At 56.4% G+C, this 22,305-nt stretch carries 20 protein-coding genes; 6 read left to right on the plus strand and 14 right to left on the minus strand.

What is annotated here, in order from left to right; genetic code table 11:
• Window positions 1–56 precede the first annotated feature (56 nt).
• From RGU44_RS06830 to RGU44_RS06840, 3 genes are all read right to left on the minus strand, one after another.
• Entirely contained in the window at window positions 57–701 is a 645-nt protein-coding gene (locus RGU44_RS06830) for a c-type cytochrome (RefSeq protein ID WP_322179278.1), read from the minus strand.
• A 40-nt stretch (window positions 702–741) separates the two neighbouring features.
• Window positions 742–2,160, minus strand: coding sequence for a cytochrome C (locus tag RGU44_RS06835; protein ID WP_322179277.1), 1,419 nt, complete (start codon window positions 2,158–2,160; stop codon window positions 742–744).
• 312 nt (window positions 2,161–2,472) lie between these two features.
• Window positions 2,473–3,594 carry a DUF2817 domain-containing protein gene (locus tag RGU44_RS06840; protein WP_322216390.1) on the minus strand — a complete coding sequence of 374 codons (1,122 nt, stop codon included), beginning with the start codon at window positions 3,592–3,594 and terminating at the stop codon, window positions 2,473–2,475.
• Window positions 3,595–3,915: 321 nt separating this feature from the next.
• Between RGU44_RS06840 and RGU44_RS06845 the strand changes: the two genes are divergently transcribed.
• Both RGU44_RS06845 and RGU44_RS06850 read left to right on the plus strand, forming a co-directional pair.
• Window positions 3,916–5,478, plus strand: a complete 1,563-nt coding sequence (locus RGU44_RS06845; protein WP_322216394.1) for a glycosyltransferase family 39 protein — start codon at window positions 3,916–3,918, stop codon at window positions 5,476–5,478.
• Between the two features lie 131 nt (window positions 5,479–5,609).
• On the plus strand, window positions 5,610–6,479 hold the full coding sequence (locus RGU44_RS06850; protein ID WP_322216396.1) for an ADP-polyphosphate phosphotransferase: 870 nt from the start codon (window positions 5,610–5,612) through the stop codon (window positions 6,477–6,479).
• A gap of 40 nt (window positions 6,480–6,519) precedes the next feature.
• On the opposite strand, the gene RGU44_RS06855 is transcribed toward RGU44_RS06850, so the two are convergent.
• The gene (locus RGU44_RS06855; RefSeq protein WP_322179273.1) at window positions 6,520–6,822 is read right to left on the minus strand and encodes a helix-turn-helix domain-containing protein; all 303 of its coding nucleotides are present in this window, start codon (window positions 6,820–6,822) and stop codon (window positions 6,520–6,522) included.
• An 87-nt stretch (window positions 6,823–6,909) separates the two neighbouring features.
• Here RGU44_RS06855 and RGU44_RS06860 point away from each other — a divergent pair, with 87 nt between their 5' ends.
• Together RGU44_RS06860 and RGU44_RS06865 are read left to right on the plus strand one after the other, a co-directional pair.
• Window positions 6,910–7,998 carry an NADH:flavin oxidoreductase/NADH oxidase gene (locus RGU44_RS06860; protein ID WP_322179272.1) on the plus strand — a complete coding sequence of 363 codons (1,089 nt, stop codon included), beginning with the start codon at window positions 6,910–6,912 and terminating at the stop codon, window positions 7,996–7,998.
• A 272-nt stretch (window positions 7,999–8,270) separates the two neighbouring features.
• Complete coding sequence (locus RGU44_RS06865) at window positions 8,271–8,639, plus strand: DUF5064 family protein (protein WP_322179271.1); 369 nt, start codon at window positions 8,271–8,273, stop codon at window positions 8,637–8,639.
• Window positions 8,640–8,718: 79 nt separating this feature from the next.
• Here RGU44_RS06865 and RGU44_RS06870 read toward each other — a convergent pair whose 3' ends face one another.
• Together RGU44_RS06870 and RGU44_RS06875 are read right to left on the minus strand one after the other, a co-directional pair.
• Window positions 8,719–9,381 (minus strand): VIT1/CCC1 transporter family protein, encoded by a 663-nt coding sequence (locus RGU44_RS06870; RefSeq protein WP_322216399.1) that lies wholly within the window; start codon window positions 9,379–9,381, stop codon window positions 8,719–8,721.
• Window positions 9,382–9,444: 63 nt separating this feature from the next.
• The gene (locus tag RGU44_RS06875) at window positions 9,445–11,121 is read right to left on the minus strand and encodes a SulP family inorganic anion transporter (protein WP_322217784.1); all 1,677 of its coding nucleotides are present in this window, start codon (window positions 11,119–11,121) and stop codon (window positions 9,445–9,447) included.
• A gap of 442 nt (window positions 11,122–11,563) precedes the next feature.
• On the opposite strand from RGU44_RS06875, the gene RGU44_RS06880 reads away from it, so the two are divergent.
• Both RGU44_RS06880 and ppk2 read left to right on the plus strand, forming a co-directional pair.
• Window positions 11,564–12,754 (plus strand): cation:proton antiporter, encoded by a 1,191-nt coding sequence (locus tag RGU44_RS06880; protein ID WP_322217785.1) that lies wholly within the window; start codon window positions 11,564–11,566, stop codon window positions 12,752–12,754.
• Between the two features lie 91 nt (window positions 12,755–12,845).
• Complete coding sequence (gene ppk2 / locus RGU44_RS06885; RefSeq protein WP_322216401.1) at window positions 12,846–13,664, plus strand: polyphosphate kinase 2; 819 nt, start codon at window positions 12,846–12,848, stop codon at window positions 13,662–13,664.
• A 124-nt stretch (window positions 13,665–13,788) separates the two neighbouring features.
• On the opposite strand, the gene RGU44_RS06890 is transcribed toward ppk2, so the two are convergent.
• From RGU44_RS06890 to RGU44_RS06925, 8 genes are all read right to left on the minus strand, one after another.
• Window positions 13,789–14,673, minus strand: a complete 885-nt coding sequence (locus RGU44_RS06890) for a Dyp-type peroxidase (protein ID WP_322179267.1) — start codon at window positions 14,671–14,673, stop codon at window positions 13,789–13,791.
• A 155-nt stretch (window positions 14,674–14,828) separates the two neighbouring features.
• The gene (gene catA / locus RGU44_RS06895; protein WP_322179266.1) at window positions 14,829–15,764 is read right to left on the minus strand and encodes a catechol 1,2-dioxygenase; all 936 of its coding nucleotides are present in this window, start codon (window positions 15,762–15,764) and stop codon (window positions 14,829–14,831) included.
• Window positions 15,765–15,833: 69 nt separating this feature from the next.
• Complete coding sequence (locus RGU44_RS06900; RefSeq protein ID WP_322216403.1) at window positions 15,834–16,595, minus strand: 1,6-dihydroxycyclohexa-2,4-diene-1-carboxylate dehydrogenase; 762 nt, start codon at window positions 16,593–16,595, stop codon at window positions 15,834–15,836.
• 34 nt (window positions 16,596–16,629) lie between these two features.
• A complete protein-coding gene (gene benC / locus RGU44_RS06905) occupies window positions 16,630–17,643 on the minus strand; it encodes a benzoate 1,2-dioxygenase electron transfer component BenC (RefSeq protein ID WP_322216405.1) in 1,014 nt (337 codons plus the stop codon).
• A gap of 65 nt (window positions 17,644–17,708) precedes the next feature.
• Window positions 17,709–18,197, minus strand: a complete 489-nt coding sequence (benB, locus tag RGU44_RS06910; protein WP_322179263.1) for a benzoate 1,2-dioxygenase small subunit — start codon at window positions 18,195–18,197, stop codon at window positions 17,709–17,711.
• Window positions 18,194–19,558 (minus strand): benzoate 1,2-dioxygenase large subunit, encoded by a 1,365-nt coding sequence (gene benA / locus RGU44_RS06915; RefSeq protein WP_322179262.1) that lies wholly within the window; start codon window positions 19,556–19,558, stop codon window positions 18,194–18,196. The genes benB and benA overlap by 4 nt, the downstream gene beginning before the upstream one ends.
• Window positions 19,559–19,751: 193 nt before the next feature.
• Window positions 19,752–20,282, minus strand: a complete 531-nt coding sequence (locus tag RGU44_RS06920; protein ID WP_322216408.1) for a DUF3833 domain-containing protein — start codon at window positions 20,280–20,282, stop codon at window positions 19,752–19,754.
• A gap of 145 nt (window positions 20,283–20,427) precedes the next feature.
• On the minus strand, window positions 20,428–22,239 hold the full coding sequence (locus tag RGU44_RS06925) for an ABC transporter ATP-binding protein (RefSeq protein WP_322179260.1): 1,812 nt from the start codon (window positions 22,237–22,239) through the stop codon (window positions 20,428–20,430).
• Window positions 22,240–22,305 lie beyond the last annotated feature (66 nt).

Raw genomic sequence — 22,305 nt, forward strand, 5'->3', positions numbered from 1 at the left:
CAATACCGACCAGAGTAACCAGCACCGGCACATCATCACAGGTGCCGCAAAGGCCGTTATTTTTTTGCCCCGAGTGTTGCAATGTAATGAGCGACAGATTCAGCATCTGCATCAGACAGTGAGTGCGTGACCTGCTTCATCAGGGCGCCACGGGGGCGCTGGTCGGTCTGTTGGAAAACCTTGATCTGGCGAATCATATAGTAGGCGTGCTGACCCGCCAGGCGCGGAAACTGACCATTGCCCTGCCCGTCAGCACCGTGGCAGGAACTGCACTGAGCGACGCCAGACTCAGGCAAGCCCTTGCGAAAGATTAATTCGCCGCGTGCATCAGCCGTATCAGCATCAGCCTTCATAGGACTCTGACTTGAAAAATAGTCTGCCAGTTCGCTGATCTGAGTCTCTGTCAAATGGGTAAATCCCCACATGTACTGAGTCCCGGTTTCATCGCTGCGTGCATGGCCCTTGAAGTCAGTCAGCTGCAACTTCAGGTACTCCTTTTGCTGACCGGCCAACTTGGGAAACATCGGCGAGATGGATTCCCCCGTCAGCCCATGGCACATGGAGCACACCTTGTCCGCCATGGCGATGCCGGACATGGGCGACGTTTGTTGCGCTGTCTCCCCGTTCGTACCTGTGCAGCCCGTGAGCGTAATCACGCAGAGGGCAAGAAAAGAAAGTGGTCGTTTGAAAGTACCCTTCATGCCCGTTGCCTCCATGGTCTACGCCCCTGCGCCCAACAGATCAAAGTGCGTACCACATATAAAGATAAGTGGTGTTGTTTTCGCTGGCATCACGACCATTGCCGTCATAGTTATTCGTTGCGCCCAAATAACGGGTGAAATAGTTATATTGAAGTCCGACCCTCAGGTTCTGCATCGGTAACCAGAAAACCTCGGGCGTCCACATCTGTGTATCGGGTGAAAAATTGGCACTGTTCGGGTACGCCGTCGCATCCGAACTGCCATTGACATTGCTATAAGACAGGCTCGCACCATATTTGGCACGGTACACATAACTGCCCTTCAACTTGAATGATCGAAGGGAAGCCGGTCCATCGTAGAGCGTCTGGGTGTCATCTCTTATTTCTTCCTTTACATACCGTATCTGTGCAGTAAAAGCGTGGGGATCAAGGAGGTACTGGTACTGGGCATCAAAGCCTACATCCCGGTATTCGGTGCTGCCCTGGCCGTAGATCGGATTATTGGAGTCATCCATGGGAAGAATTTTGGCATTCATTGCAAAGGCGCCCACCATCACGTTTTGGGGCCCCCACTCGTAGGTATAGGCCAGCCTCGCATAAGGGCTTGAGCCATCCATGTACGTCAACGGATGGTAGGTGTCGCCCTTCTTGTTACCCAAACTTAGAAAGGCCCACGTATTTTTGGCTGTCTGGTAGGAGGTCAGCTCCAGATACAACGACTTGTTCAAATAAACATAGGCACCGATACCCGCCACCTGTTGAGCCAACCCCCCTTCAATCAGCGTCGAGGCCGGGACCCCGCCAAAGGCGCCCAAGGCTGAACTGACATACGGATAGCCCCAGGCAGGCGTGCTGTTCCAGACATCCTGAACTGTGGGGTTGTTATTCAATGTGACACCCCAGATGACATCACGTGAGGCGTCCACTTGGCGGTCCGCATAACGCAGGTCAAAGTTGTCCGAGCCTAGGTGACTTACCCAATTACCCGAGGCATCCTGATGGTCATATGAGCTGTAAGTGAATTGGGCAAAGCCGCCAATGACGTCAGTGATCTTTCCGCCCAGGAACACACTTCCGTAATCAATGATGAATTGTTTGTCTTTGGCGGAAATCGAGCTGCCCGCACCGTCGCTGTTGTTGCGCGTTGAAGTGAAGTCGCCGACGATCATGGCGGCCAAGGGGTTGGTTTGTACGCCGTTGGTGTAACCCGTCAGCTTGAACAGGCGCCCATAAGGTGTCAGTTCAGGAAATTGCCCTCCCGCATGGCAGGCAACGCAGCTTTGCCCTGTTTGGCGTGCAAAGGAAGGCAGGGCCTGGGCCGACTGACAGAGCACCAACAACAATAGTGCCCCTAACAGGGTTCCCGGTCGTCTAAGGTGTCTGAAAAAAAACGGTGACCCGAAAAAAAACGACCATACCACCGCCTTCTTCCCGCCTGCTTCGCCGTCCTTCAGATACATTTCAATTCCCTCTGGAAAGAGGCTGTCAAGTGACATAACCCTGGCTGAAGCCTAGCCAGATGCTGGCCATTTACAAGCTCCGTCGGAAATTGCGCCGTTTAAGTCTGCAACGCGAAGCACACCCATCGCTGAAATCATATTCAGCAGCCTCCGGACGCTTGATCCAGACACTTTCTCTTGTGGCGTTGCGCCTTTTATTGACGAAACTCAATGCAGTGAGGCCAAACGTCCTCGCTGTCGTTTCCCCATAAGGCATTTATCTTATTTCGCAGCCCCAGGGATGGGCCGTTGCGGCCGCGATAGGCCGAGCGGTTACTGATGAGTTGGAGCTTGTATCCGTGGCAGTACCGCCAATGCCCGTTCCCAGATTTGTCGGGTGCATAGCCAGACAACCTCTTGCCAGTCACTGTCAGCGGGGTAGAACTGCTCGAGCAACTCCAGCTTGATTTTCCTGGCGACCTGATCAGTGAGGTCTCCGTGCAGGTGCAACCACTGATCGTTACGCAAAACAGTGTGGACCTGCTCTCCCGGATAAGTGCCACATTCGATAACGAACGGCATTAAGTGCACCTGCGGCAATGCATCAATCATGGCCTGCGAGGTGTAACCGGTTGCTGTGGCTGCCACCCCTGTATCACTTTTGCTTTCAGCTCCAGTGAGCAGGGTATACAGCCATGGGCCGTATACCGCCTGGGCATCGTGCAGCGCCGGGTAGGAAGACTGAGCAATCGTCATCAGCATGGGATGGCCGTAGTCTCCAGCGCCGGTATGCAGGTCAAAGCACATGGCAACTTGGGCGTGAGTGAAGTGCTCTTGTATGATCTTGTGCAGGGTTTTGTTCGACCAGCCAGGTGCCTTGCCGCCATAGAAAAGACCGTCGTGATGTACGTACTGACCGGCCTCGACAATCGACATTACCGCTGACCAGCCCTCTTCACTAATTCGCTCGTTGAGCAGGGCGTCTGCCCTCTCCCGCTTAGGCCCCTGCAGTTGGGTGCAGGTATAGATCTCGTGTAGCGCCTCGTACCGTTGATTATCCGGCAGCGCTTGTGTGAAATTCAGATAGTTGCGGTTGAGGTCGATATTGTCTTCGTTGACACGGCGCATCCAGGCCGTGCCCCAGGGATTGATCAAGTGGATCATCACTACTGCCACATCGTCGGGCAAGGTTCTATCGGTGAGCGCTTGCAGCCATTTGATCTGGCAGTCCGAGCCATAGAAACCTTCAATACCGTGCGTGCCGCAGAGCGCAATCAGCAGCCGTTTCGCATGTGGATCTCCAAGCACGGCAACGTCGGTACTCAGCGGTTCGCCGGAGGGCCCGGTCAATGGATGGCGGTATTCGGTCAGGCTTGCACCCGCCGCCTTGGCCGCAGCCAGAAACTGTTCACGTTGGCTGACGAAACTGGGGGCCGATGGAAAACCTGTGCTCATGGTTGCCTCATGTCAATCAACAAGTACCGGACTTTCACGAGTCGCCCGATGCGTAGTGGTGGTGGCCGTCTTCTTTAACGAGACACCGATGTAAAAACATGACGTGATTGGATACATTACGCGCAAAGCTTATACGAGCGATATGGCTGTCAGCCACGTCGATATCCTGAATCAAAAAAAAGTTCGAGATCAAGGTTAGTGCTTACCCTCCTCCCATCACTCAGATAGTCGGGAACTTTCCTGAAATGGTCGGCATCCACGTACGATCGCCAACAATCGAAAATTGCTTCGTGCCAGGGGTTGCATGGCGCGGGAGAAAGTATGAAATTTCAAAAAAATCATTTTATAGACAGGGTTCTCGACCCTGGCGCTGCACAGAAAATTGAACGCACTGCCTTCTGGGCTCGCGAGCTTTGGTTGTTACCTATTCTGATACTGGCGGCGCTGGTGCGCGTCTATGGTTCAACCGCATCAGCCATCTGGTGCGATGAAGGCTCCAGTTTGCTCATGAGCCAGTACTCACCAGCGCTGATCTGGTTTCACAGCGCTCACGATGTACATCCACCTCTTTATTACTTCCTCCTGCACCTATGGATAGAGGTATTCGGGAACGGTATCTTCTCGGTCAGGTCCATGAGCGTCGTACCGGGCATTCTGACGGTAGCCCTTGGTGTCTGGCTGGTTCAATTGATCGCAACACGGCGAGCGGCGATCCTGGCCGGCGTTTTATTAGCCTTACTGCCCATTGCAGTGCGTTATAGCCAGGAAGTCCGGATGTACTCCCTCATGGGGTTCTGGCTGATGGGCGCAACCATAGCACTCGTCTATTGGGTGAAAAATCCAGACCGTCATCGATACCTCGTCATTTATTCTCTGTTAATGGCAGCCAGTTTTTACACCCATTACTTCACGGGCCTTTGTGTACTTTCACACTGGGCCTACCTGTTTTTTATGCGCGGTGAAAAGCCCCGCCTCATCACTCGCCCTGCATGGTGGATCGCCAACGGTCTCATTGCCTTGCTATATGCCCCCTGGATTCCTGGCCTGATTGACCAGTTGCAGCACCTTGAACAACTCAAGGTGGGTGGCGACGTCGGCTGGATACTGCCGGTTACACGTTATTCTCTGCCCTCAACTATCTGGCAGTATTTGATCCTTACGGACGGTTTAAGCCTGAAATGGCCCCTCTATTTTTCACTTCCACTCGCGGTGGCGTTGGTCGCCGGTGCTGTTGCCCTGCGTGATCGAGGCCCCTATAAATTTCATGTTTTATTGGTGACCTATACCTTTCTACCTTTGGTGGTTGTGTTTCTGATCTCGTGGATAACACCACTGTTGGTCGAGCGTTATCTGATGTTCTCTGCCCTGGGTTTACCCATGATTCTGGCAATCGCCATCGATCAAATTGAGCGTCATTTCCGTTACGTGGCAATCGCTATGCTCATGGGTATCTTGGGGGTAGAACTGGTCGGGTTGAGTAACGACTACCAAGTGGATGATGAACAGTTCGACAAGCTGGTTAGCTATGTAAATGAGCACTATGCTGCCAATGACCGCATCGTTGTCAGCGATTTATTCTGGTATTTCAGTTATGTCTACTACAACAAGACGGGGTCTGAGCCACTGCTCTACACACCGAAACTAGCCAATGGTACTTCGGGGCGACCAAACAGCTACGGGTTCGGTACGCTGGTCGATCAGGATTCCGATAAAATTTACCTGGACAGTCTTGAAGCGTTACCCGGCGACTCGACACGTGTGTGGTTGATCAGCAACAGCGAGCCACCGGATGATTTTTCTTCCATACCTAGCGACTGGACGAAGGTGACAGAGTTGAAAGTCGGAGACACTGAAGTACGCCTGTACTCCATTCCTCCGCATTGAGAGTGCTGTCATGACTAACAGATGATCATCGACGGCGACGGTTTTGTCTTGCCATAACTTGATAATGGTCAAGATGGCCACAGAGGGGGCACTACACGCTATGAGGAGCGATGTCCCCCTGGAAGATCAAGATGAAAATACATTCAAAAGACTTTAACGTACGGGAAGGTGAATTGGTCAGCCTTCGCAAATGGCCTACGAACGTGAAGCCTGTGTATAAAACGACGGAGCAATATCGCCAACTTTTGGGTCAGCACGTTGCGCAATTGAGTGCGTTGCAACAGCTGCTCTATGCGTCTAATCGCTATGCCGTGCTACTGATCTTTCAGGCGATGGATACCGCAGGAAAAGATGGTGCCATCAAACACGTGATGTCAGGTGTCAACCCGCAAGGCTGTCAGGTATTCAGTTTCAAACATCCCAGCGCGGCTGAGTTGCAACATGACTTCCTTTGGCGCACCACCCGCGATCTGCCAGAGCGCGGGCGGATCGGCATTTTCAACCGATCCTACTATGAAGAGGTGCTGATAACGCGTGTACATCCAGAAATCCTCAGCAGCGAAGGCCTTTCGGAAACCAATCTCGATGAAACGACGATTTGGCACGACCGGTATCGCTCGATCACAGAGTTGGAGCGGCACCTTTTCAGTAACGGAACTCGCATCATCAAGTTTTTTCTCCATCTATCGAAAGAAGAACAGCGTAAACGCTTCCTTGAACGCATCGATGAGCCGGAAAAAAACTGGAAATTCAGCCTCGCTGATATTGAGGAGCGGGAATTCTGGAAGGATTACATGAGTGCCTATGAAAAATGCATCAGTGCCACGAGCACAACCAATGCCCCTTGGTATGTCGTTCCTGCGGATGACAAGAAAAACGCCAGGCTATTTGTCTCGCAAATTATTCTCGATACCCTCGTGGGGCTCAATATGACTTACCCCAATACGGATGCTAACCGTCAGAAGGAATTGCAGGCAATCCGTCAGCGGCTCGCGAAGTGAGATCCTCGGTGCGTTCACTGCCTCTTGGGGCTGGATGAACTCAATCCTGTTGAGTCAGGATTGCCGTCATCAGCCCGGGAAACCGACTGTTCAAGTCAGCACTGCGCAATGAGTTCATGTGCAGGGTACCGACGTTCTGAGTGTGAACAAGACCGGCATCGCGCAGCACCCGAAAATGATGAGACATGCTCGACTTTGGCCTGCCGCCATCCAGCTCGCCGCAACTCGCTTCGGCGACACGGCCAAGATGACGGACGATTTCCAGGCGAACCGGATCGCTCAAGGCATAGAGCACTCGTTCGAGGACAAAGTCGCTGGCAGGTGGATGTTTGAATGCGCGCATGGGTGAATCATACACAGGGGTTTACCCATGAGCTATTGTTCGAATACTATCGAACTACGGAATATTCCTTCGCTAAGAGGTATGACCATGTCTGCGCTGTTCCAACCGTTCAAACTCAAGGATGTCACGCTGCGCAACCGGATTGCGGTCCCGCCCATGTGCCAGTACTCGGCAATTGATGGTTTGATCAACGAATGGCATCAAGTTCACTTGGCCTCTATCGCGCGCGGCGGCGCCGGTTTGGTGATTGTAGAAGCAACCGCTGTTGCTCCCGAAGGACGCATTACTCCAGGCTGCACGGGGATCTGGAGCGACGAGCTGGCACAGGCGTTTGTACCGGTGGTTCAGGCCATCAAGGCCGCAGGCTCGGTGCCGGGCATCCAGATCGCCCACGCCGGGCGCAAAGCCAGCGCCAACCGTCCATGGGAAGGCGATGATCATATTGCTGACGATGATACCCGTGGCTGGCAGACCATCGCGCCGTCCGCCATCGCGTTCGGCGCCAACCTGCCGAAAAAGCCCAAGGCCATGACCCTGGACGATATTGCTCGTGTGCGTGACGATTTTGTCGCTGCCGCCCGTCGCGCTCGTGAAGCCGGCTTCGAATGGCTGGAACTTCACTTCGCTCACGGTTATCTGGCGCAGACTTTCTTTTCCGAGCATTCAAATCATCGTCAAGACGCCTACGGTGGCAGTTTTGACAACCGTAGCCGTTTCCTTCTGGAAACACTGGCAGCCGTGCGCGAAGTCTGGCCGGAAAACCTGCCGTTGACCGCGCGTTTCGGCGTGCTCGAATACGACGGTCGGGACGAGCAAACCCTGGTGGAGTCCATCGAGCTGACCCGACGCTTCAAAGCCGCCGGCCTGGATATGCTTAGCGTCAGCATTGGTTTCACCATTCCTGAAACCAACATTCCCTGGGCGCCGTCGTTCATGGGCCCGATTGCCGAGCGCGTGCGTCGCGAAGCCGACATTCCGGTCTCTTCGGCTTGGGGCTTCGGCACCCCGGCGATTGCAGAGAAAGTGCTCAAGGACGGTCAACTGGACCTGGTGATGGTCGGTCGCGCACATCTGGCCAACCCACACTGGACCTATTTTGCCGCCCGTGAACTGGGCATTGACCGTGCGTCCTGGACGCTCCCGGCACCTTATGCCCACTGGCTGGAACGCTACTGACAGATTCGTTGGCTAGCGGGCAGAAGCGCCCACTAAACCTTCGATACAGCCCGTGCCCATGTCGTCACGGGCTACCGCTGGATTCCGTTACTCGCCTTGCAGTCTGTCCAGCGCCCGCTAGTCTTGCTTGAGAACATCCAGAGATGTGTACGTGCTGGAGCAGCAGGTCTATATCCACGGTAAGCTCCTCCCGTGTAGCCCACATGAAACATGTCGTCTGATTCAGCGGGCATGAGCAGGACTCACAGTGTCAGACTAAACAGGGTCATCGTATGTTCACGCCAGGCCATCTCAATCGCGCCAGTATTCCTGGAATGCCAGGCATACCAAAATTCAACATCGACGTTTTCTACGAGGTTCGTCATGACCCAAAGGAAGGCACGTTGATGCACTTCAAAATGGTCGGACAGGTGTCGGGCCGAGAGTTCGTTGATGAGTTCGACATGCACCGCGATACCGCCTCCAACTTTGCCAGTCTGCTGGCCAAGGTCGCGGTCAAGCACGGTCTGCCCCCTAACGAAAGTCCTATCATGCGCAGCCACGCCGAATACGATGCGATGTTCGAAGATATTCGCGACAAACTGGGCATCAAACCCGGCGAACCGATTAACTTGGATAACCTGGCGAAAGACGGGCTTTAAGAGTCGTCCTGGCCGAGCAGTTTATGTGTGAGTCCAAGATCAGTCCGGCTATACGCCCTCCGTACTGGCGCTGATGGAATCACCCTCCCAGCGCCATGATCGCCAACATCAGTAATGTACCGGTGATCGCCATTACCGTACCTCCGCGCCAGCGGCTTCCGCCCGCGTATCGCGCAAGAGCCCAGCCGGCTAGAAACAGCATCCCGAGTGCGACCATGTTGGACACGCGTATCGCAACCGCCACTTGATGAAGCAGCATGAACGGCACTACCACAGGAAATGTTGCCAGGGTCACCAGAAGGAAAATGCCGAATGCACCCTTGAAGTCGTCCAGGCGAAGACGTGGAGGTATGGGTGCGTCCGAAAACTCGAGCATCCGACGACGAATCATTTCAAGGCCCTCGTTGCCCGCCGCCGCCGCGATACGAGGAGGCAGTGCTCCAGCAATGAGTGCCTGCCCTGATGCTGCATTCGTTTCTTTGCACAGGCGTAAGAAAAGCGTCCGATTGCGCGTGCGATCGGTGACCGTGCGTACGAGGTACATGACGGCATCCGCGAGGCCCCAGGCAAGATTGCAACCGAGTGCCGTGACCATCATCGTGCGCACCGTCTCCTGGCCAGCCGTTGCCACGCTAAGCGAGCCGATAAAAGTCATCGCCATCAGCAGACCGAAGATCACCTCCGAGACACGATCGATCGGATCGAGCACGCGCGCCCGCTTCTCTTCTTTGATGTCGTGCATGAGGCTCACCTCCGGGCCAGGCGTTAACGATGTTCGAAACCTTCGAATCCCTGTTAACGCCGGCTATACCTGAAAATGCGCAACAGCCTGCTCCAGATTGAAGAACATTCGCGTGGGGCCCAGCGAGCGCCCCAGCGGCGAATTTCTTACCATGGCAAACACGCCTGGGTTCATGCCCACCAGCCACAGCATTACACCCTGTTCACGCATTCGGTTTTCGGCCTCGGTCAGCATTTTCAGGGCGGTGTATTCCAAATCGAACACGCCGCTAAGGTCGAGAGCAATGACCCGCGGTTTGGACTCAGCAATCAACGCCAGCAACTTATGGCCAACCCGCTGGGCATTCACGAAGAAAATCCGGCCTTCTGAGCGCACCAGCAGCAATCCGGCGAAGCTTTCATCCTCGGGATGCTCATCGGATTTCGGGCGGAAAACGTTGGTGCCTGGTTTTCGGACCAAGGCATAAACTGGGGGGTCTGAAACCTGATAGGCCAAGGCGACGAGCGACACGATGATCGCAACGACAATGCCCTTCAATGTTCCTAGCAGCATGACCCCCAACATGGCGGCGAGCGCCCAGATAAACTCTGTTCGGCGGACCGCCAGAATGTCGCGAAACTCTGAGGCTTCGATAAGGCCCACCGAATAGACAATCACCACGGCCGCCAGCGTGGCATTCGGCATCAGGCTAATGAAAGGCGCCAGCAGCAGGCACGTTCCCAGTGCCAGCGCCGCTGTAATCAACCCTGCCAGTTGCGTATGAGCCCCCGCCAGCCGGTTTACCGCGGTCTGCGTGGTTCCTCCACCCGCCGTCATGCCCCCCAGGAAGGCTCCGCCTATGTTCGCTATGCCCATCGCGATTAGTTCCCGATTGGGCTGAGGCGTGGGCTCGTCACTTCGGGCGAAGGCACGTCCGGCAGCGATGGTCTCGGTAAAGCTCATCAGCGCGATCCCTATGGCTGCTGGCCAGAGAGGAGTCACCCACTCCCATCCTGGCAACGTCAAGGCAGGTAATCCGGTTGGAACATTGCCGACTAACGAAATGCCGAAGCGGTCCAGGCCAAGCAGGCTCACCCCTGCAATCCCGATGGCCACCGCGACCAGTGGCGCGGGCGCGCTTGGGGTGAAACGCTTCATCGCGACCAGGATCAGCACCATCAAGATACCCAACGCAACGGTGGGCAGCGAAGCGTGCGGTATACCCCAAAACGTGGCGATCAGGTTATGGAGGAAGTTGCCCTTTTCAATGTGGATGCCTAACAACTTGGGCGCTTGGTCAAGCACGATGACGATGCCAATGCCGGCCTTGAATCCAACCAGCACGGGCTCGGAGATGAAGTTGGCTATAAATCCAAGGCGCAATACCCCCGCCAGGACAAGGAAAGCGCCTACCAGCACTGCCAATGTGGCGGATCCCACTATCAATACAACAGGGTCGCCCGTCGGGCTGATCTGACCCAGTGCAGAACCTGCGAGGATGGCGATTGTCGTGGTTGTACTCACGCTGAGCGGGCGCGAAGAGCCGAGTAAGGCATAAATCGCCATCGGCACCAACACCGTATAGAGCCCGACTTGTACCGGGAGTCCGGCAATAGTGGCGTAAGCCAGTGCTTTTGGTATGACCACCGCCGCCGTCGTCAGGCCGGCAATGGCATCGCCTTTGAACCAGCCCTGCCGGTAGTTGCGAATCCACTCCGGTACCCACTGACGAAAACTGCCCCTCGAATGCCGAGAGACCATCTGGGTATTGGAGTCTTGTTGCGGGTCGTTCGGTTCAAGGTCTTGTCGATTCATCAGACACTCCAGGCCAAGACTCACCACATTCGGTGGTTTGATCTCCATGGAGTCACAATGGTACGCAGCTGGTTTCGCTGTTTGCCCTACAACAAGTGCTCATACCGCCTGCCGGTACCGGTATGAGCATTTACGACCCGCAAGAGGAGCGCGAAACACTCACTCCCCCGCCCCCTGCAACTTCGTCAGCAGCGATGCCGTGGCTATCTGTCAGCCCAGATAGTCGAGCACCCTTTCACGTGTTCGCGCAGCCACCACATATTTGCAATTATAAATGTAGCCTGTTTGAGAGCCTGTCACCGGCACCGGCAGGAAGTTCTGCAACCGATTTGCGGATAGTCAGGTGCCGACCATAATGGAACTACCGTCCTTCAGACAGGCAGGCCCCATGTACCAGAACCTCGCTCTGCTCACGGCCTTCCTCTTGATCTACAGCATTTTCGCTGGGCGGTTCGAGTCGAGCCTGCTCAATGGTCCACTGATGTTTATGCTCGCAGGTCTCATTCTCGGGCCTGCTGTGCTAGACATTCTGCAACTCCGGATTGGCCGGGAAGGCCTCAAAGCCTTGGCCGAGTTGACCCTGGCGATTGTTCTGTTCAGTGATGCAGCCAACGCTAACCTCAAAGTCCTGCGGGCCCATGAAGGGCTTCCGTTACGCTTGCTGCTGATAGGCCTTCCCCTGACCATCTTGTGTGGGTGGCTGGTGGGTATCTGGCTATTCCCTCAGGTGCCGCTGATAGAGTTGGCCATTCTGGCAACCCTGTTGGCGCCTACCGACGCAGCGCTGGGCAAGGCGGTTGTGTGCAACCCCAAGGTTGCCGCTCCCGTGCGTGAAGGGTTGAACGTAGAGAGCGGCTTGAATGACGGGATCTGCGTGCCGGTGCTATTGATGTTCCTGGCGTTATTGGTCGAAGAACAGACTCAGGCCCCTCTCTCTCTGGCGGCGAAGCTGCTTGTCGAGGAACTGGGCATTGGCGCGCTGTCCGGGATCGCCCTGACCATGGTCGCCTGGCAGTTGCAGCGGCTCTCCTGGAAGCACCAGTGGCAGATGCCCGTGTGGTCACAACTTACCCTCCCCGGCCTCGCCGTTCTGTGCTTTGCCACTGCGCAAACATTGGGCGGCAGTGGCTTTATTGCCGCCTTCGTCGGGGGGCTGCTCGCGGGTTACCTGTTTAAGGAGCAAAAGCATCAGCTGCTTCAAGCCAGCGAAGAATTTGCCAGCCTGCTATCGGTCATCACTTGGGCCGTGTTTGGCGCATTGGTCATCCCCAAAGCCTGGAGCAGCCTAACCCTGGATATCTGGCTTTACGCGCTGCTCAGTTTGACCGTGGTGCGCATGCTACCCGTGCTCATCAGCCTCCTGGGGGCCTGCTTCGACATCGAAACCCGCCTATTCATGGCCTGGTTCGGCCCACGTGGCCTGGCGACCATCGTCTTTGCCGTCATGATAATGGACTACCCTCTATTGGCGAGTAATACGCTGATCGCTACCGCCATTTGCACGGTGTTACTCAGTGTTCTTCTGCACGGGTTGAGCGCCAACCCGTGGGTTGCGCGGCTGGTCCACCGTGAGCATTGATTCGACTGCGGGAAAGCATTTTCCGAGCAATACCTTCTGATCTGAGAGGGGCAAGGCCCTCTTCAAGCTAACTGGAGGCTAGGTAACTCCGATGAAAAAACATGACCAGACATTGTTTGATCCAGACACACACCCGGTAAAAAAGCTCAGTCGCAAGGGCTACGAAACACAACTGAGGACCCTGCACATCGAGCTGGTCAAGTTGCAACAATGGGTGGTGGCGAACGGCGCCAAGGTAGTGGTGGTGTTCGAAGGTCGCGACGGTGCTGGTAAGGGCGGCACCATCAAGGCGCTGACCGAGCGTGTCAGCCCGCGAATTTTTCGCGTGGTGGCATTGCCGGCGCCGACCGAGCGGGAAAAAAGCCAGATGTACTTGCAGCGCTACATGCCGCACTTTCCCGCAGCCGGAGAAGTGGTGATCTTCGACCGCAGCTGGTACAACCGCGCGGGTGTCGAACGGGTCATGGGTTTCTGCGATGAAAGCCAGGTGCTTAATTTTTTAGAGCTGGCACCCATGTTCGAGAATCAACTGATCCACTCGGGAATCATCCTGCTCAAGTACTGGCTGGAAGTCAGTCCGCAAGAGCAGGAGCGTCGCCTCAAAGACCGTATTACAGATGGCCGCAAGGTATGGAAACTGTCCCCCATGGACGTCCTCTCTTATAACCGCTGGGACGACTACACACGAGCACGCGACGAGATGTTCGTCGCCACCGACACCCCATGGGCGCCCTGGTTCGTCGCCCGCTCGGAAGACAAGAAAAGTGTTCGTCTAAACGTGCTCACTCACTTGCTGACACAAATCCCCTATAAGGAGGTCAAGCAGCCAAAGGTCAAACTACCCAAGCGCAAAATTGGCGACTACCAGACGATCGATTACCCGTTCAAATATGTCGCTGAGCTGTTCTGAACGTGAGTTGCCCCGCCATCAGCACATAGTTGAGTTGATGGCGGGCAAGCTCACGGGTGTTTATCCAGTGTGACGTTGCAGCAGCTATCAGCAGCGGCAACGTCACATTCTTGACCTGCGGCTATCATGCCCTGAGCGCACTCAGATCAAGGCAATCATCCTTCAGCGGCGGACACCAGTAGTAGCCGCCGGTAAGGGGGCGGCTAAAGCGATAGAGGGCGTCAACAATGCCGTCATCTAGTCCGCTCATGCGTCGCAATTGGGCTTCGAAAGCGTCGAGGGAGTGACCAAAGGCAAGGAATACCAAACCGGCCTGCAGGCCGTCTGACCAAGGCATAGAGCGACGCACAACGAAGGCTTCAGGGGTGAAACTTTCTTGGGCGGTGCGCTTTACATGTGCTGATTTCGGAGCCTCTTCCAGCTCTTCGTTATCGCTTTTTCGGCGGCCCATGATGTGGTCTTGCTCCCCCTGCGGCATGGCGGCGAAACCATCCAGGTCGTGCTGCCACTGCTGGATGGCGGCGAAGCTACCCCCTTGCAGCCCCGGGATGTCATTGTTTACTACCGCCGCCCCTATGGCCGCTTCGTCTACCGGGTTTTCGGTGCCATCTTCATAGCCGGTCAGGTCATGACCGGTCTTGTAGCGGAACGCTTCGGTCATCTGCACCAGGCGCAGGGCCGGTGCCAATGCGGCCTCTAATGCGCGGCTGCGATGCAGCAATTCACCCCGGTCCTCACCGTGCAGCCAGCACCAAAGTGCGTGCTGGGTCGAGGGGTTGTCCACCCCGACGCCACTCAATGCCGGGAACACACGCAAGCCCTCAACTTGACCCCCTATCGCATGCACAAGCGACTCACCAAAGCCGACAACCATTTTTTTGCCGTCTGCCAGCTGCGCCAGTTCTTTGAGCGCAGCTGGCAGGGCGTCTACGGACTCAAGGGCAAAAAACAAATGGCGCGCCTGTAATGGCACGGGCTTGGCAAGAATGCCAGGCTGGTAGTTACTCATGTAAACCTCTCCAGAAAATTACTCGGGTGATAATGGCACCTTCAACCGCGTTCTGGAACGTTTGCACCTCAGATCAATCAGGACAGCCTGATTGATCTGAACACCTGCCAAGCTCGATCTGACCTTCCCGAGAGAGAAGCTCGGCGCCCTTCACCTCAGTCCTGTAATGCGCGCGGGCGGTGGCTGCGTTGTTCAGCATCGGTGCTGGCTGCCTTTTGCAGCTGGAAGTCGAAGTCCAGCTCGGCGAATGACCCCGTCACCCCTCGGTCGTTCGCCGCAGCGCGATCCTCGACGAAACGGATTTCACCCACCAGACCATCACGGGTGGCGTAAGCGAAGTCGTCCCACAGGTACTTATCGCCAGACAGGTTGATCTGCGTGGTCAAGTGACGATGGCCCGGTGCCGAGATGAAAAAATGAATATGCGCCGGACGTTGACCGTGACGGCCAAGCTGGTCGAGGCATTCCTGGGTCGGACCCTGGGGGTTGCAACCATAGCCTGACGGCACAATGCTGCGCGCGCGGTAGCGGCCTTCGGCATCGGTGACGATACGTCGACGGAGGTTGTACTCGCTCTGGCTCTGATCGAAGTACGAGTAGTTACCCTGAGTGTTGGCGTGCCAGAGGTCGACAACGGCGCCGGCGACTGGCTGGCCATTGGCGTCGCGCACCACACCCTGAAGGAACATCGGCGTGGCGACCTCGTCCTCACTGCCGTCGTCCATCCGCGTCTCGCTGTCATACAGCGGTGCGCCGGCGACATAGAGCGGGCCTTCAATGGTGCGCGGCGTACCGCCCACGAGGCCTTCCTGCGCGTCTTTCGCGTCTTGCAGCAGGTCAAGAAAATGCTCAATGCCCAAACCGGCCACCAGCAGCCCGGCTTCGTTGCGACCGCCCAGGCGGTTGAGGTAATCCACCAGGGTCCAGAACTCGTCTTCGCCCACCTCCATATCCTCGACAATCTTCGCTACCTCATTGAGGACGCGGAACATCAGTTGCTTCAAGCGAGGGCTGCCCTGGTCGTTGCCGAGCCCGCTGACGTCCTTAAAGAATGCCTGGACCTCAGGGGTCTGGGAAATTTTCACGGTCATGGAGATGTACCTCTTAATGTTGTTATCAGGTTACTTGTTGGTGGTGCATTAGCGCTGTGAGACAGGGGTTCAGCCGAGGTCACCGCCGCCTACGGGCAGGGTCATGCCGGTGATGTAGGAGGCTTCATCGGAGGCCAGGAACAGGATTGCACCGACCTGTTCTTCGAGGCTGCCGTAGCGCTTCATCAGGCTGCTATCGACAGTCTGGTCGACGATTTGCTGATACCAGACCTTCTCCTGCTCGCTCTGCTCGGCGGTGTTGCGCGGAATACGCCGCGGAGGTGCTTCGGTACCACCAGGCGCCGTGGCGTTGACCCGGATGCCGCGCTCGGCGTTCTCAAACGCCAGGCAGGCGGTGAGTGCATTGACACCACCCTTGGCTGCACCGTAAGGCGCTCGATTGATCCCGCGAGTGGCGATCGATGAGACGTTGACGATGGCGCCGCTGCCCTGCTCCACCATGTATGGCAACGCGGCGTGACAGCACCACAGCGTGGGAAACAGCGAGCGGCGTACTTCGGCCTCGATCTCGCTTTCTTTGTAATGTTCGAATGGCTTGGCCCAAATGGTGCCGCCGACGTTATTGACCAGCACGTCCAGCCGTCCAAAACGCTCCACAGCAGCAGCCATCACTCGCTGGCAGTCGGCGTACTGTTCAAGGTCAGCGGTCAGCGCCAGCAGCGCCTCGCCTTGCAGTTCCCTGACCAGTTCGGAACGGTCAACCGCCACCACCTGCGCGCCTTCCTCGAGCAAACGCTCGGCGACGCGGCGTCCAATACCCTGCGCTGCCCCGGTGACCAGGGCGACTTTATTTTTAAATCTCATGCTCATGGCAACCTCGAAAATACACGTCAGTCAGTGGCAGTTAAGCGGCGCTGGCGGCGAACTTCTCGTAGTAGAAGTTCGCTGGCTCGATACCCTGTTCGCGAATGTATTGGCTGACCGCCTCGACCATCGGTGGCGGACCACACAGGTAGATATCGACGTCGCCGCCGTTGAGGTGCGTGGGCGCGATGTGCTGGGTCACGTAGCCTTTGTGCGGATGACTGCTGGCGGGGTTGGCCACACAGGCGCTGAAGGTGAAGTTCGGGATCCGCGCAGCGAAGTCGTTCAGGCGATCCATTTCCACCAGATCGAAATCGTTGGTAACGCCGTAGATCAGGTGCAATGGATGCTCGCTCCCCTTCTGCACAATCGTATCCAGCATCGCAGTGAATGGCGCCAGCCCGGTGCCGCCCGCCAGCAACAGCAGTGGGCGTTTGATGGTGCGCAGATAGAAACTGCCCAGAGGACCGGCCAGGTTCATGCTGTCACCGACCTTGGCCAGCTCCGTAAGGAAGCTGCTCATCAAGCCGCCTGGCACGTTTCGGATCAAAAAGCTGACGCGACCGTCTTTCTGCAGCGAGCTGAATGAATAGGCTCGGGTCTGCTCACTGCCCGGCACTTGCAGGTTGACGTACTGGCCCGGCAGAAAGGTCAGGTGGTTCAGGGCTTCGCCCTGAATAGACAGCGAAATCGTGCTGTCAGAGAGCTGACGGACTTCGCTGATTGCCGCCTGGTAAGTCGCCTGCTGTGTTTTGCAAACATCTGAAGATGCCGGCACACGCACCACACAGTCGCTTTGAGCGCGCATCTGACAGGTCAGCACATACCCCTGATCCGCTTCCTCTTCGCTGAGCGCATCTTCGATGTATTCCTGGCCGAGGTCGTACTCGCCGGATTCAGCGAAGCACTTGCAGGTACCGCAAGCACCGTCGCGGCAGTCCAGAGGAATATTGATCCCCTGCCGGTACGCAGCGTCGGCGACGGTTTCACTGGGGTTGGCGTCAATGAAACGGGTAACGCCGTCTTCGAAATTGAGTGCAATTTTGTGGCTCATGGTGTTCCTCGCTGGACCAGGGGCTGAAGCGTCGGGTGCAAGCCCAATGGCGACAGACCGCTCGTTCACAGGTGATAGATGTCGATGACCTGACGGACGTAGTCGTTTTTCAGGACGACTTTTTTAGCCTTGATCAGAGGCTGGTCGCCGCGCACATCGAGGGTGTAGAAGCTGGTACCGAAATAGCTGTCCACGGTCTTGTAGCGAAAGCTCAGGGTGTGCCAGTTGAAGCGCACCTTGCACAGGCCATCGCCTTGTTCGAGGATCTCGAGATTGCTCAGGTTGTGAGAGGTGCGGGTATCCGGGATGCTGGCGCTGGAGCGCTCGGTCTTGATCCGGAAAACACGGTCCTCCAACCCTTCGCGGCTGCCGTACCAGATCAGCGAGATTTCCTTTTGCGGGTCTTCGGTCAGTTCGTCGTCATCGTCCCAGGATGGCATCCAGAACGTCGCATTCGCGGCATACAGTTCCAGCCAGTTATCCCAATCCTTGTCATCCAGATAGCGCGCTTCGCGGTAGAGGAAGTCGCGTACTGCGTCGTAAGAAAGGCTCATTGCCCGCCCTCCACGCAGATCAATTGCGACTGCTCGGCTGCCAATGCCTTGAGCATGGTTTCCTGCCAGTACTTGTGTTGCAGCACGAACAGCCCCTCGTCCTCGGTGCGCACGCCGCTAAGCAATGGGTGCAGATCAATTTCTTTGGCCGCTTCATCCGCGCCTTCGACCCAGTGTTCGGCACCACGGGACATGTCGTTCCAGGCTGTGGTACTGCCCTGATAGCCCATCTGGCAGGAGCGAAACTCTTCCAGATCATCCGGGGTGGCCATGCCACTGACGTTGAAGAAGTCCTCGTACTGACGAATCCGGCGCGCACGCGCTTCGTCGCTCTCGCCTTTGGGCGCGATGCAATAAATGGTGATTTCAGTGCGATCCACCGAGATCGGCCGGGCGATGCGAATCTGCGAGCTGAACTGGTCCATCAGGTACACGTTGGGGTACAGGCACAGGTTGCGCGAGTTACCGATCATCCAGTCTGCGCGGGCCTGGCCGAAGTCCTGGGCCAGCTCATCGCGGCGCTCGTACAGAGGCCGATCCTCGGGATTAGCCCAACGGGTCCATAGCAACATGTGGCCCTTGTCGAAGGAATAGAAACCACCGCCACGCTTAGCCCAGCCACCGGCGCTCATGGTCGGATTGCTGTCGCCAGCCTGGCGTTCCTTGCGCTGATTCTGAGTGGCCGCGTAGTTCCAGTGCACGGAGCTGACGTGATAACCGTCGGCGCCGTTCTCGGCGGTGAGCTTCCAGTTGCCTTCATAGATATAGCTGGAGGAGCCGCGCAGCACTTCCAGGCCGTCCGGAGACTGATCGACGATCATGTCGATGATCTTCGCCGACTCACCCAGATGCTCCACCAGCGGGACCACATCAGGGTTCAGGCTACCGAACAGGAATCCGCGATAGGACTCGAAACGCGCCACTTTGGTCAGGTCGTGAGAGCCTTCGCAGTTAAAGCTCGACGGGTAGCCGGCATCGGTCGGATCTTTGACTTTGAGCAACTTGCCGGAGTTGTTGAAAGTCCAGCCGTGGAACGGACAGGTATAGGACGCCTTGTTGCCACGTTTGTGTCGGCAGAGCATAGCGCCGCGATGGCTGCATGCATTGAGAAATGCATTGAGCGCGCCGTCTTTGTTGCGGGCAATGAAAACAGGCTGGCGACCCATTTCCAGGGTGATGTAGTCGTTTTTGTTCGGAATCTGGCTCTCATGAGCGAGGTACAACCAGTTGCCCTCGAAAATGTGCTTCATCTCGAGATCGAACAAGCGAGTATCGGTGAACATTTCCCGCTTGCAGCGGTAAACACCCTTTTCTCGGTTTTCTTCAAGCAAGGAATTGAGATACTCGACGCTTATGGACATGGCCAGAGCCTCCGTTGTTTTTATTTGACGGAGTGAGTCTATGGCCGGGAAAAAACTGGAGATATCCGATTCATGCAGATCGCTATCCGTTTCCTGTCAAACGGCTAAACGATTGCAAAGAGCGCGGTCCTGATGGAAGTCACGCGCGTGAACGATTGTTATCAGTTGAAAGGCACGCGACTCAACCCCGGCATCAGCTGGCTTGCTTACGGAAAAATAACGTCACCTGACCCAGTTCAAAGCCGAACTTGGTCATTGAGGAACGATTGGCCATCGTGTCGTCATCAAGCAAGTACATCCAGTCATCGAAGTTGACCTGATAGACCTTACCGTCCACGGGCAAGCTCAGCACGTACCGCCAATGCAGTGCATTGCCAGCCACCTCTCCGATTGCCTCGCCGACAACATCGCCTGCGGTACCGCGCCACCGTCCAGGACCGTCCGGGTGCAGTGTCCACACCCGGGTCTGCTTGGTCCCGTCGCTGTAGGTGAAGTCTTCATGCATTATGAACCGGTCGCCCTCGGAGTGGCTGTTGATAACGGCGTGAAACCGTTTTATCACCTCTCCCGAACGCTTCTGGAACATGCCCCACGCGTCTACCCGCCCCGAGAAAAAATCGCGCAGTTCAAGTTTTGGGGTTTCCTGGCTATAGCGGTTCACATCGATATCGCTGCAGCTTCCCAGGCAGAGGCAGAACAGCAGCAGTACGAGTTTGTTCAACATGGTCTATCTCCACAGACACAGCATCAGGGTCATAAGGACCTGACAGTGGTCGGTGTCGACACATGGGCAGTCAAATCCTATACAAAACCTATACGTTAATATGATTTTGTACAAGAGTTAGCGCGTATTTGAACAATAGCCTACGTTACCGGTAACCACGCGCTTGCAGGTCGAACAAGTGTGCATAGCGCCCGCCAGCGGCGATCAGGCTGGCGTGATCGCCACGCTCAAGCACCCTGCCCTGATCCAATACAACGATGTGATCCGCATTGCGCACGCTGGAAAAACGGTGAGAAATCAGCAGCGTCATACGGCCCTTGGCGTACTCACGGAAGTGTTCAAACACGGCGGCTTCTGCAGCCGCGTCCAGGGCTGACGTAGGCTCGTCGAGGATAAGAATATCGGCGTTGCGGCGCATGTAGGCTCGGGACAACGCGATCTTTTGCCATTGCCCTCCCGACAGTTCCTGCCCTCCCGCGAACCACCGACCTAGCTGGGTGGCATAGCCATGATCGAGACGCTCAATGAATTCTGCTGCCATGCCCTGGGCTGCCGCTTCGCGCCATCGGGTTTCATCACTGAACGCCTCAATATCACCCACCCCAAGGTTATCGCCCACAGGAAACTGGTAGCGGATGTAGTCCTGAAAAATGACACCGATACGCCTGCGCAGCGCATCCTCGTTCCAGTCCTGAAGATCACTGCCATCCAGCAGAATGCGTCCCTCATCAGGCCGGTACAGACGGGTCAGCAGCTTGATCAACGTGGTCTTGCCCGAGCCGTTTTCACCCACCAGCGCCACGCTACGTCCCGGTGCAAGGTGGAGATTGATATTCTCAAGCGTGACACGACTGGAATCTGGATAACGAAAGCTGACGCCCTCGCAACGCAAGCCATCCCCCGGGAGGATGCCTTGAGTGAGGGTACCGGTTTCGACAACAACCGGCTGAGCCAGATACTCATACAGATTGGTCAGGTACAGGCCATCTTCATAAAGACCACTGATGGCACTGAGGCTGCTGCTGACCGCCGTCTGCCCCTGTTTGAACAACACCAGATACATCGTCATTTGTCCGAGGCTGATGCGGCCATTGACCGTATCGACCACCACCCAGGCGTAAGCCAGGTAAAACGCACTGGTACCAAGCAGTCCGAGGAGGAAACCCCAGCCATCGCGCCGCAGGGTCAGCCGACGGTCTTCGGCGTAGAGCCGGTCAAACGTGTCTCTGTAACGTTGCAGCAGAAGAGGCGCAAAGCCGAACAACTTGACCTCTTTTATATGCGCTTCCTGAGACAGCAGTGCTTCGATGTAGCCTTGTTGTCGGCTCTCGGGGGCACGGCGGGTGAACAAGCGAAACGCGTCACCGGAGAAATGTGCTTCGGCGAAGAACACCGGCAACGCGCCGAGCACCAGGATCACCAGCGCCCAAGGCGAAAAATGCACCAGCAACACCGCAAAACTGATGAGCGAGATCAGGTTCTGAATCAGCCCAAGGGACTTGGTTACCAATGCCAGGGGGCGCGTGGAGGCCTCGCGGCGTACGCGAACGAGCTTGTCGTAAAACTCCGAATTCTCGAACTGGATAAGCGACAGCGTCTGTGCTTTTTCCAGGATCAACGTGTTGACCTTCTGCCCCAGCTGTACTCTCAACAGCGACTGCTGAACCGAGAGTGCACGTTGAGCGCCAGCGAGTAACGCGAGCACTCCGGCTTCGAGTAGCACGTAACGCAATACCGGCCACAACGGAGCGCTGCCGAGGTCCGCATGCAACTGCATGGCAGCGACCACCGCATCGACAATCCGCTGCCCCAGCCATGCGGCCAGAGCAGGAAGAACACCGGCCACCAGCGTTGCCACTACAAGGCCCAGGAACAAGCCTCTCGACGTGCTCCATACCAGCTCCAAGGCGCGTCGGGCCTGGTCGAAAAAAGAGGTGAACCGACTGACGACAGGCATGTGGAGCTGGGTTCCAGGAGGGAGATAGAGAGGTGTCTGGCATGGAAACAGACCGCTCCAGACAAG

This window comes from Pseudomonas sp. 5C2, from assembly GCF_034314155.1.
Taxonomy (GTDB): Bacteria; Pseudomonadota; Gammaproteobacteria; order Pseudomonadales; family Pseudomonadaceae; genus Aquipseudomonas.

What these genes read in the sequence shown, in the direction of transcription:
- RGU44_RS06830 (WP_322179278.1), bottom strand. Translation starts at nt 701, where the DNA reads ATGAAGGGTACTTTCAAACGACCACTTTCTTTTCTTGCCCTCTGCGTG.
- RGU44_RS06835 (WP_322179277.1), bottom strand. Translation starts at nt 2,160, where the DNA reads ATGTATCTGAAGGACGGCGAAGCAGGCGGGAAGAAGGCGGTGGTATGG.
- RGU44_RS06840 (WP_322216390.1), bottom strand. Translation starts at nt 3,594, where the DNA reads ATGAGCACAGGTTTTCCATCGGCCCCCAGTTTCGTCAGCCAACGTGAA.
- RGU44_RS06845 (WP_322216394.1), top strand. Translation starts at nt 3,916, where the DNA reads ATGAAATTTCAAAAAAATCATTTTATAGACAGGGTTCTCGACCCTGGC.
- RGU44_RS06850 (WP_322216396.1), top strand. Translation starts at nt 5,610, where the DNA reads ATGAAAATACATTCAAAAGACTTTAACGTACGGGAAGGTGAATTGGTC.
- RGU44_RS06855 (WP_322179273.1), bottom strand. Translation starts at nt 6,822, where the DNA reads ATGCGCGCATTCAAACATCCACCTGCCAGCGACTTTGTCCTCGAACGA.
- RGU44_RS06860 (WP_322179272.1), top strand. Translation starts at nt 6,910, where the DNA reads ATGTCTGCGCTGTTCCAACCGTTCAAACTCAAGGATGTCACGCTGCGC.
- RGU44_RS06865 (WP_322179271.1), top strand. Translation starts at nt 8,271, where the DNA reads ATGTTCACGCCAGGCCATCTCAATCGCGCCAGTATTCCTGGAATGCCA.
- RGU44_RS06870 (WP_322216399.1), bottom strand. Translation starts at nt 9,381, where the DNA reads ATGCACGACATCAAAGAAGAGAAGCGGGCGCGCGTGCTCGATCCGATC.
- RGU44_RS06875 (WP_322217784.1), bottom strand. Translation starts at nt 11,121, where the DNA reads ATGGTCTCTCGGCATTCGAGGGGCAGTTTTCGTCAGTGGGTACCGGAG.
- RGU44_RS06880 (WP_322217785.1), top strand. Translation starts at nt 11,564, where the DNA reads ATGTACCAGAACCTCGCTCTGCTCACGGCCTTCCTCTTGATCTACAGC.
- ppk2 (WP_322216401.1), top strand. Translation starts at nt 12,846, where the DNA reads ATGAAAAAACATGACCAGACATTGTTTGATCCAGACACACACCCGGTA.
- RGU44_RS06890 (WP_322179267.1), bottom strand. Translation starts at nt 14,673, where the DNA reads ATGAGTAACTACCAGCCTGGCATTCTTGCCAAGCCCGTGCCATTACAG.
- catA (WP_322179266.1), bottom strand. Translation starts at nt 15,764, where the DNA reads ATGACCGTGAAAATTTCCCAGACCCCTGAGGTCCAGGCATTCTTTAAG.
- RGU44_RS06900 (WP_322216403.1), bottom strand. Translation starts at nt 16,595, where the DNA reads ATGAGCATGAGATTTAAAAATAAAGTCGCCCTGGTCACCGGGGCAGCG.
- benC (WP_322216405.1), bottom strand. Translation starts at nt 17,643, where the DNA reads ATGAGCCACAAAATTGCACTCAATTTCGAAGACGGCGTTACCCGTTTC.
- benB (WP_322179263.1), bottom strand. Translation starts at nt 18,197, where the DNA reads ATGAGCCTTTCTTACGACGCAGTACGCGACTTCCTCTACCGCGAAGCG.
- benA (WP_322179262.1), bottom strand. Translation starts at nt 19,558, where the DNA reads ATGTCCATAAGCGTCGAGTATCTCAATTCCTTGCTTGAAGAAAACCGA.
- RGU44_RS06920 (WP_322216408.1), bottom strand. Translation starts at nt 20,282, where the DNA reads ATGTTGAACAAACTCGTACTGCTGCTGTTCTGCCTCTGCCTGGGAAGC.
- RGU44_RS06925 (WP_322179260.1), bottom strand. Translation starts at nt 22,239, where the DNA reads ATGCCTGTCGTCAGTCGGTTCACCTCTTTTTTCGACCAGGCCCGACGC.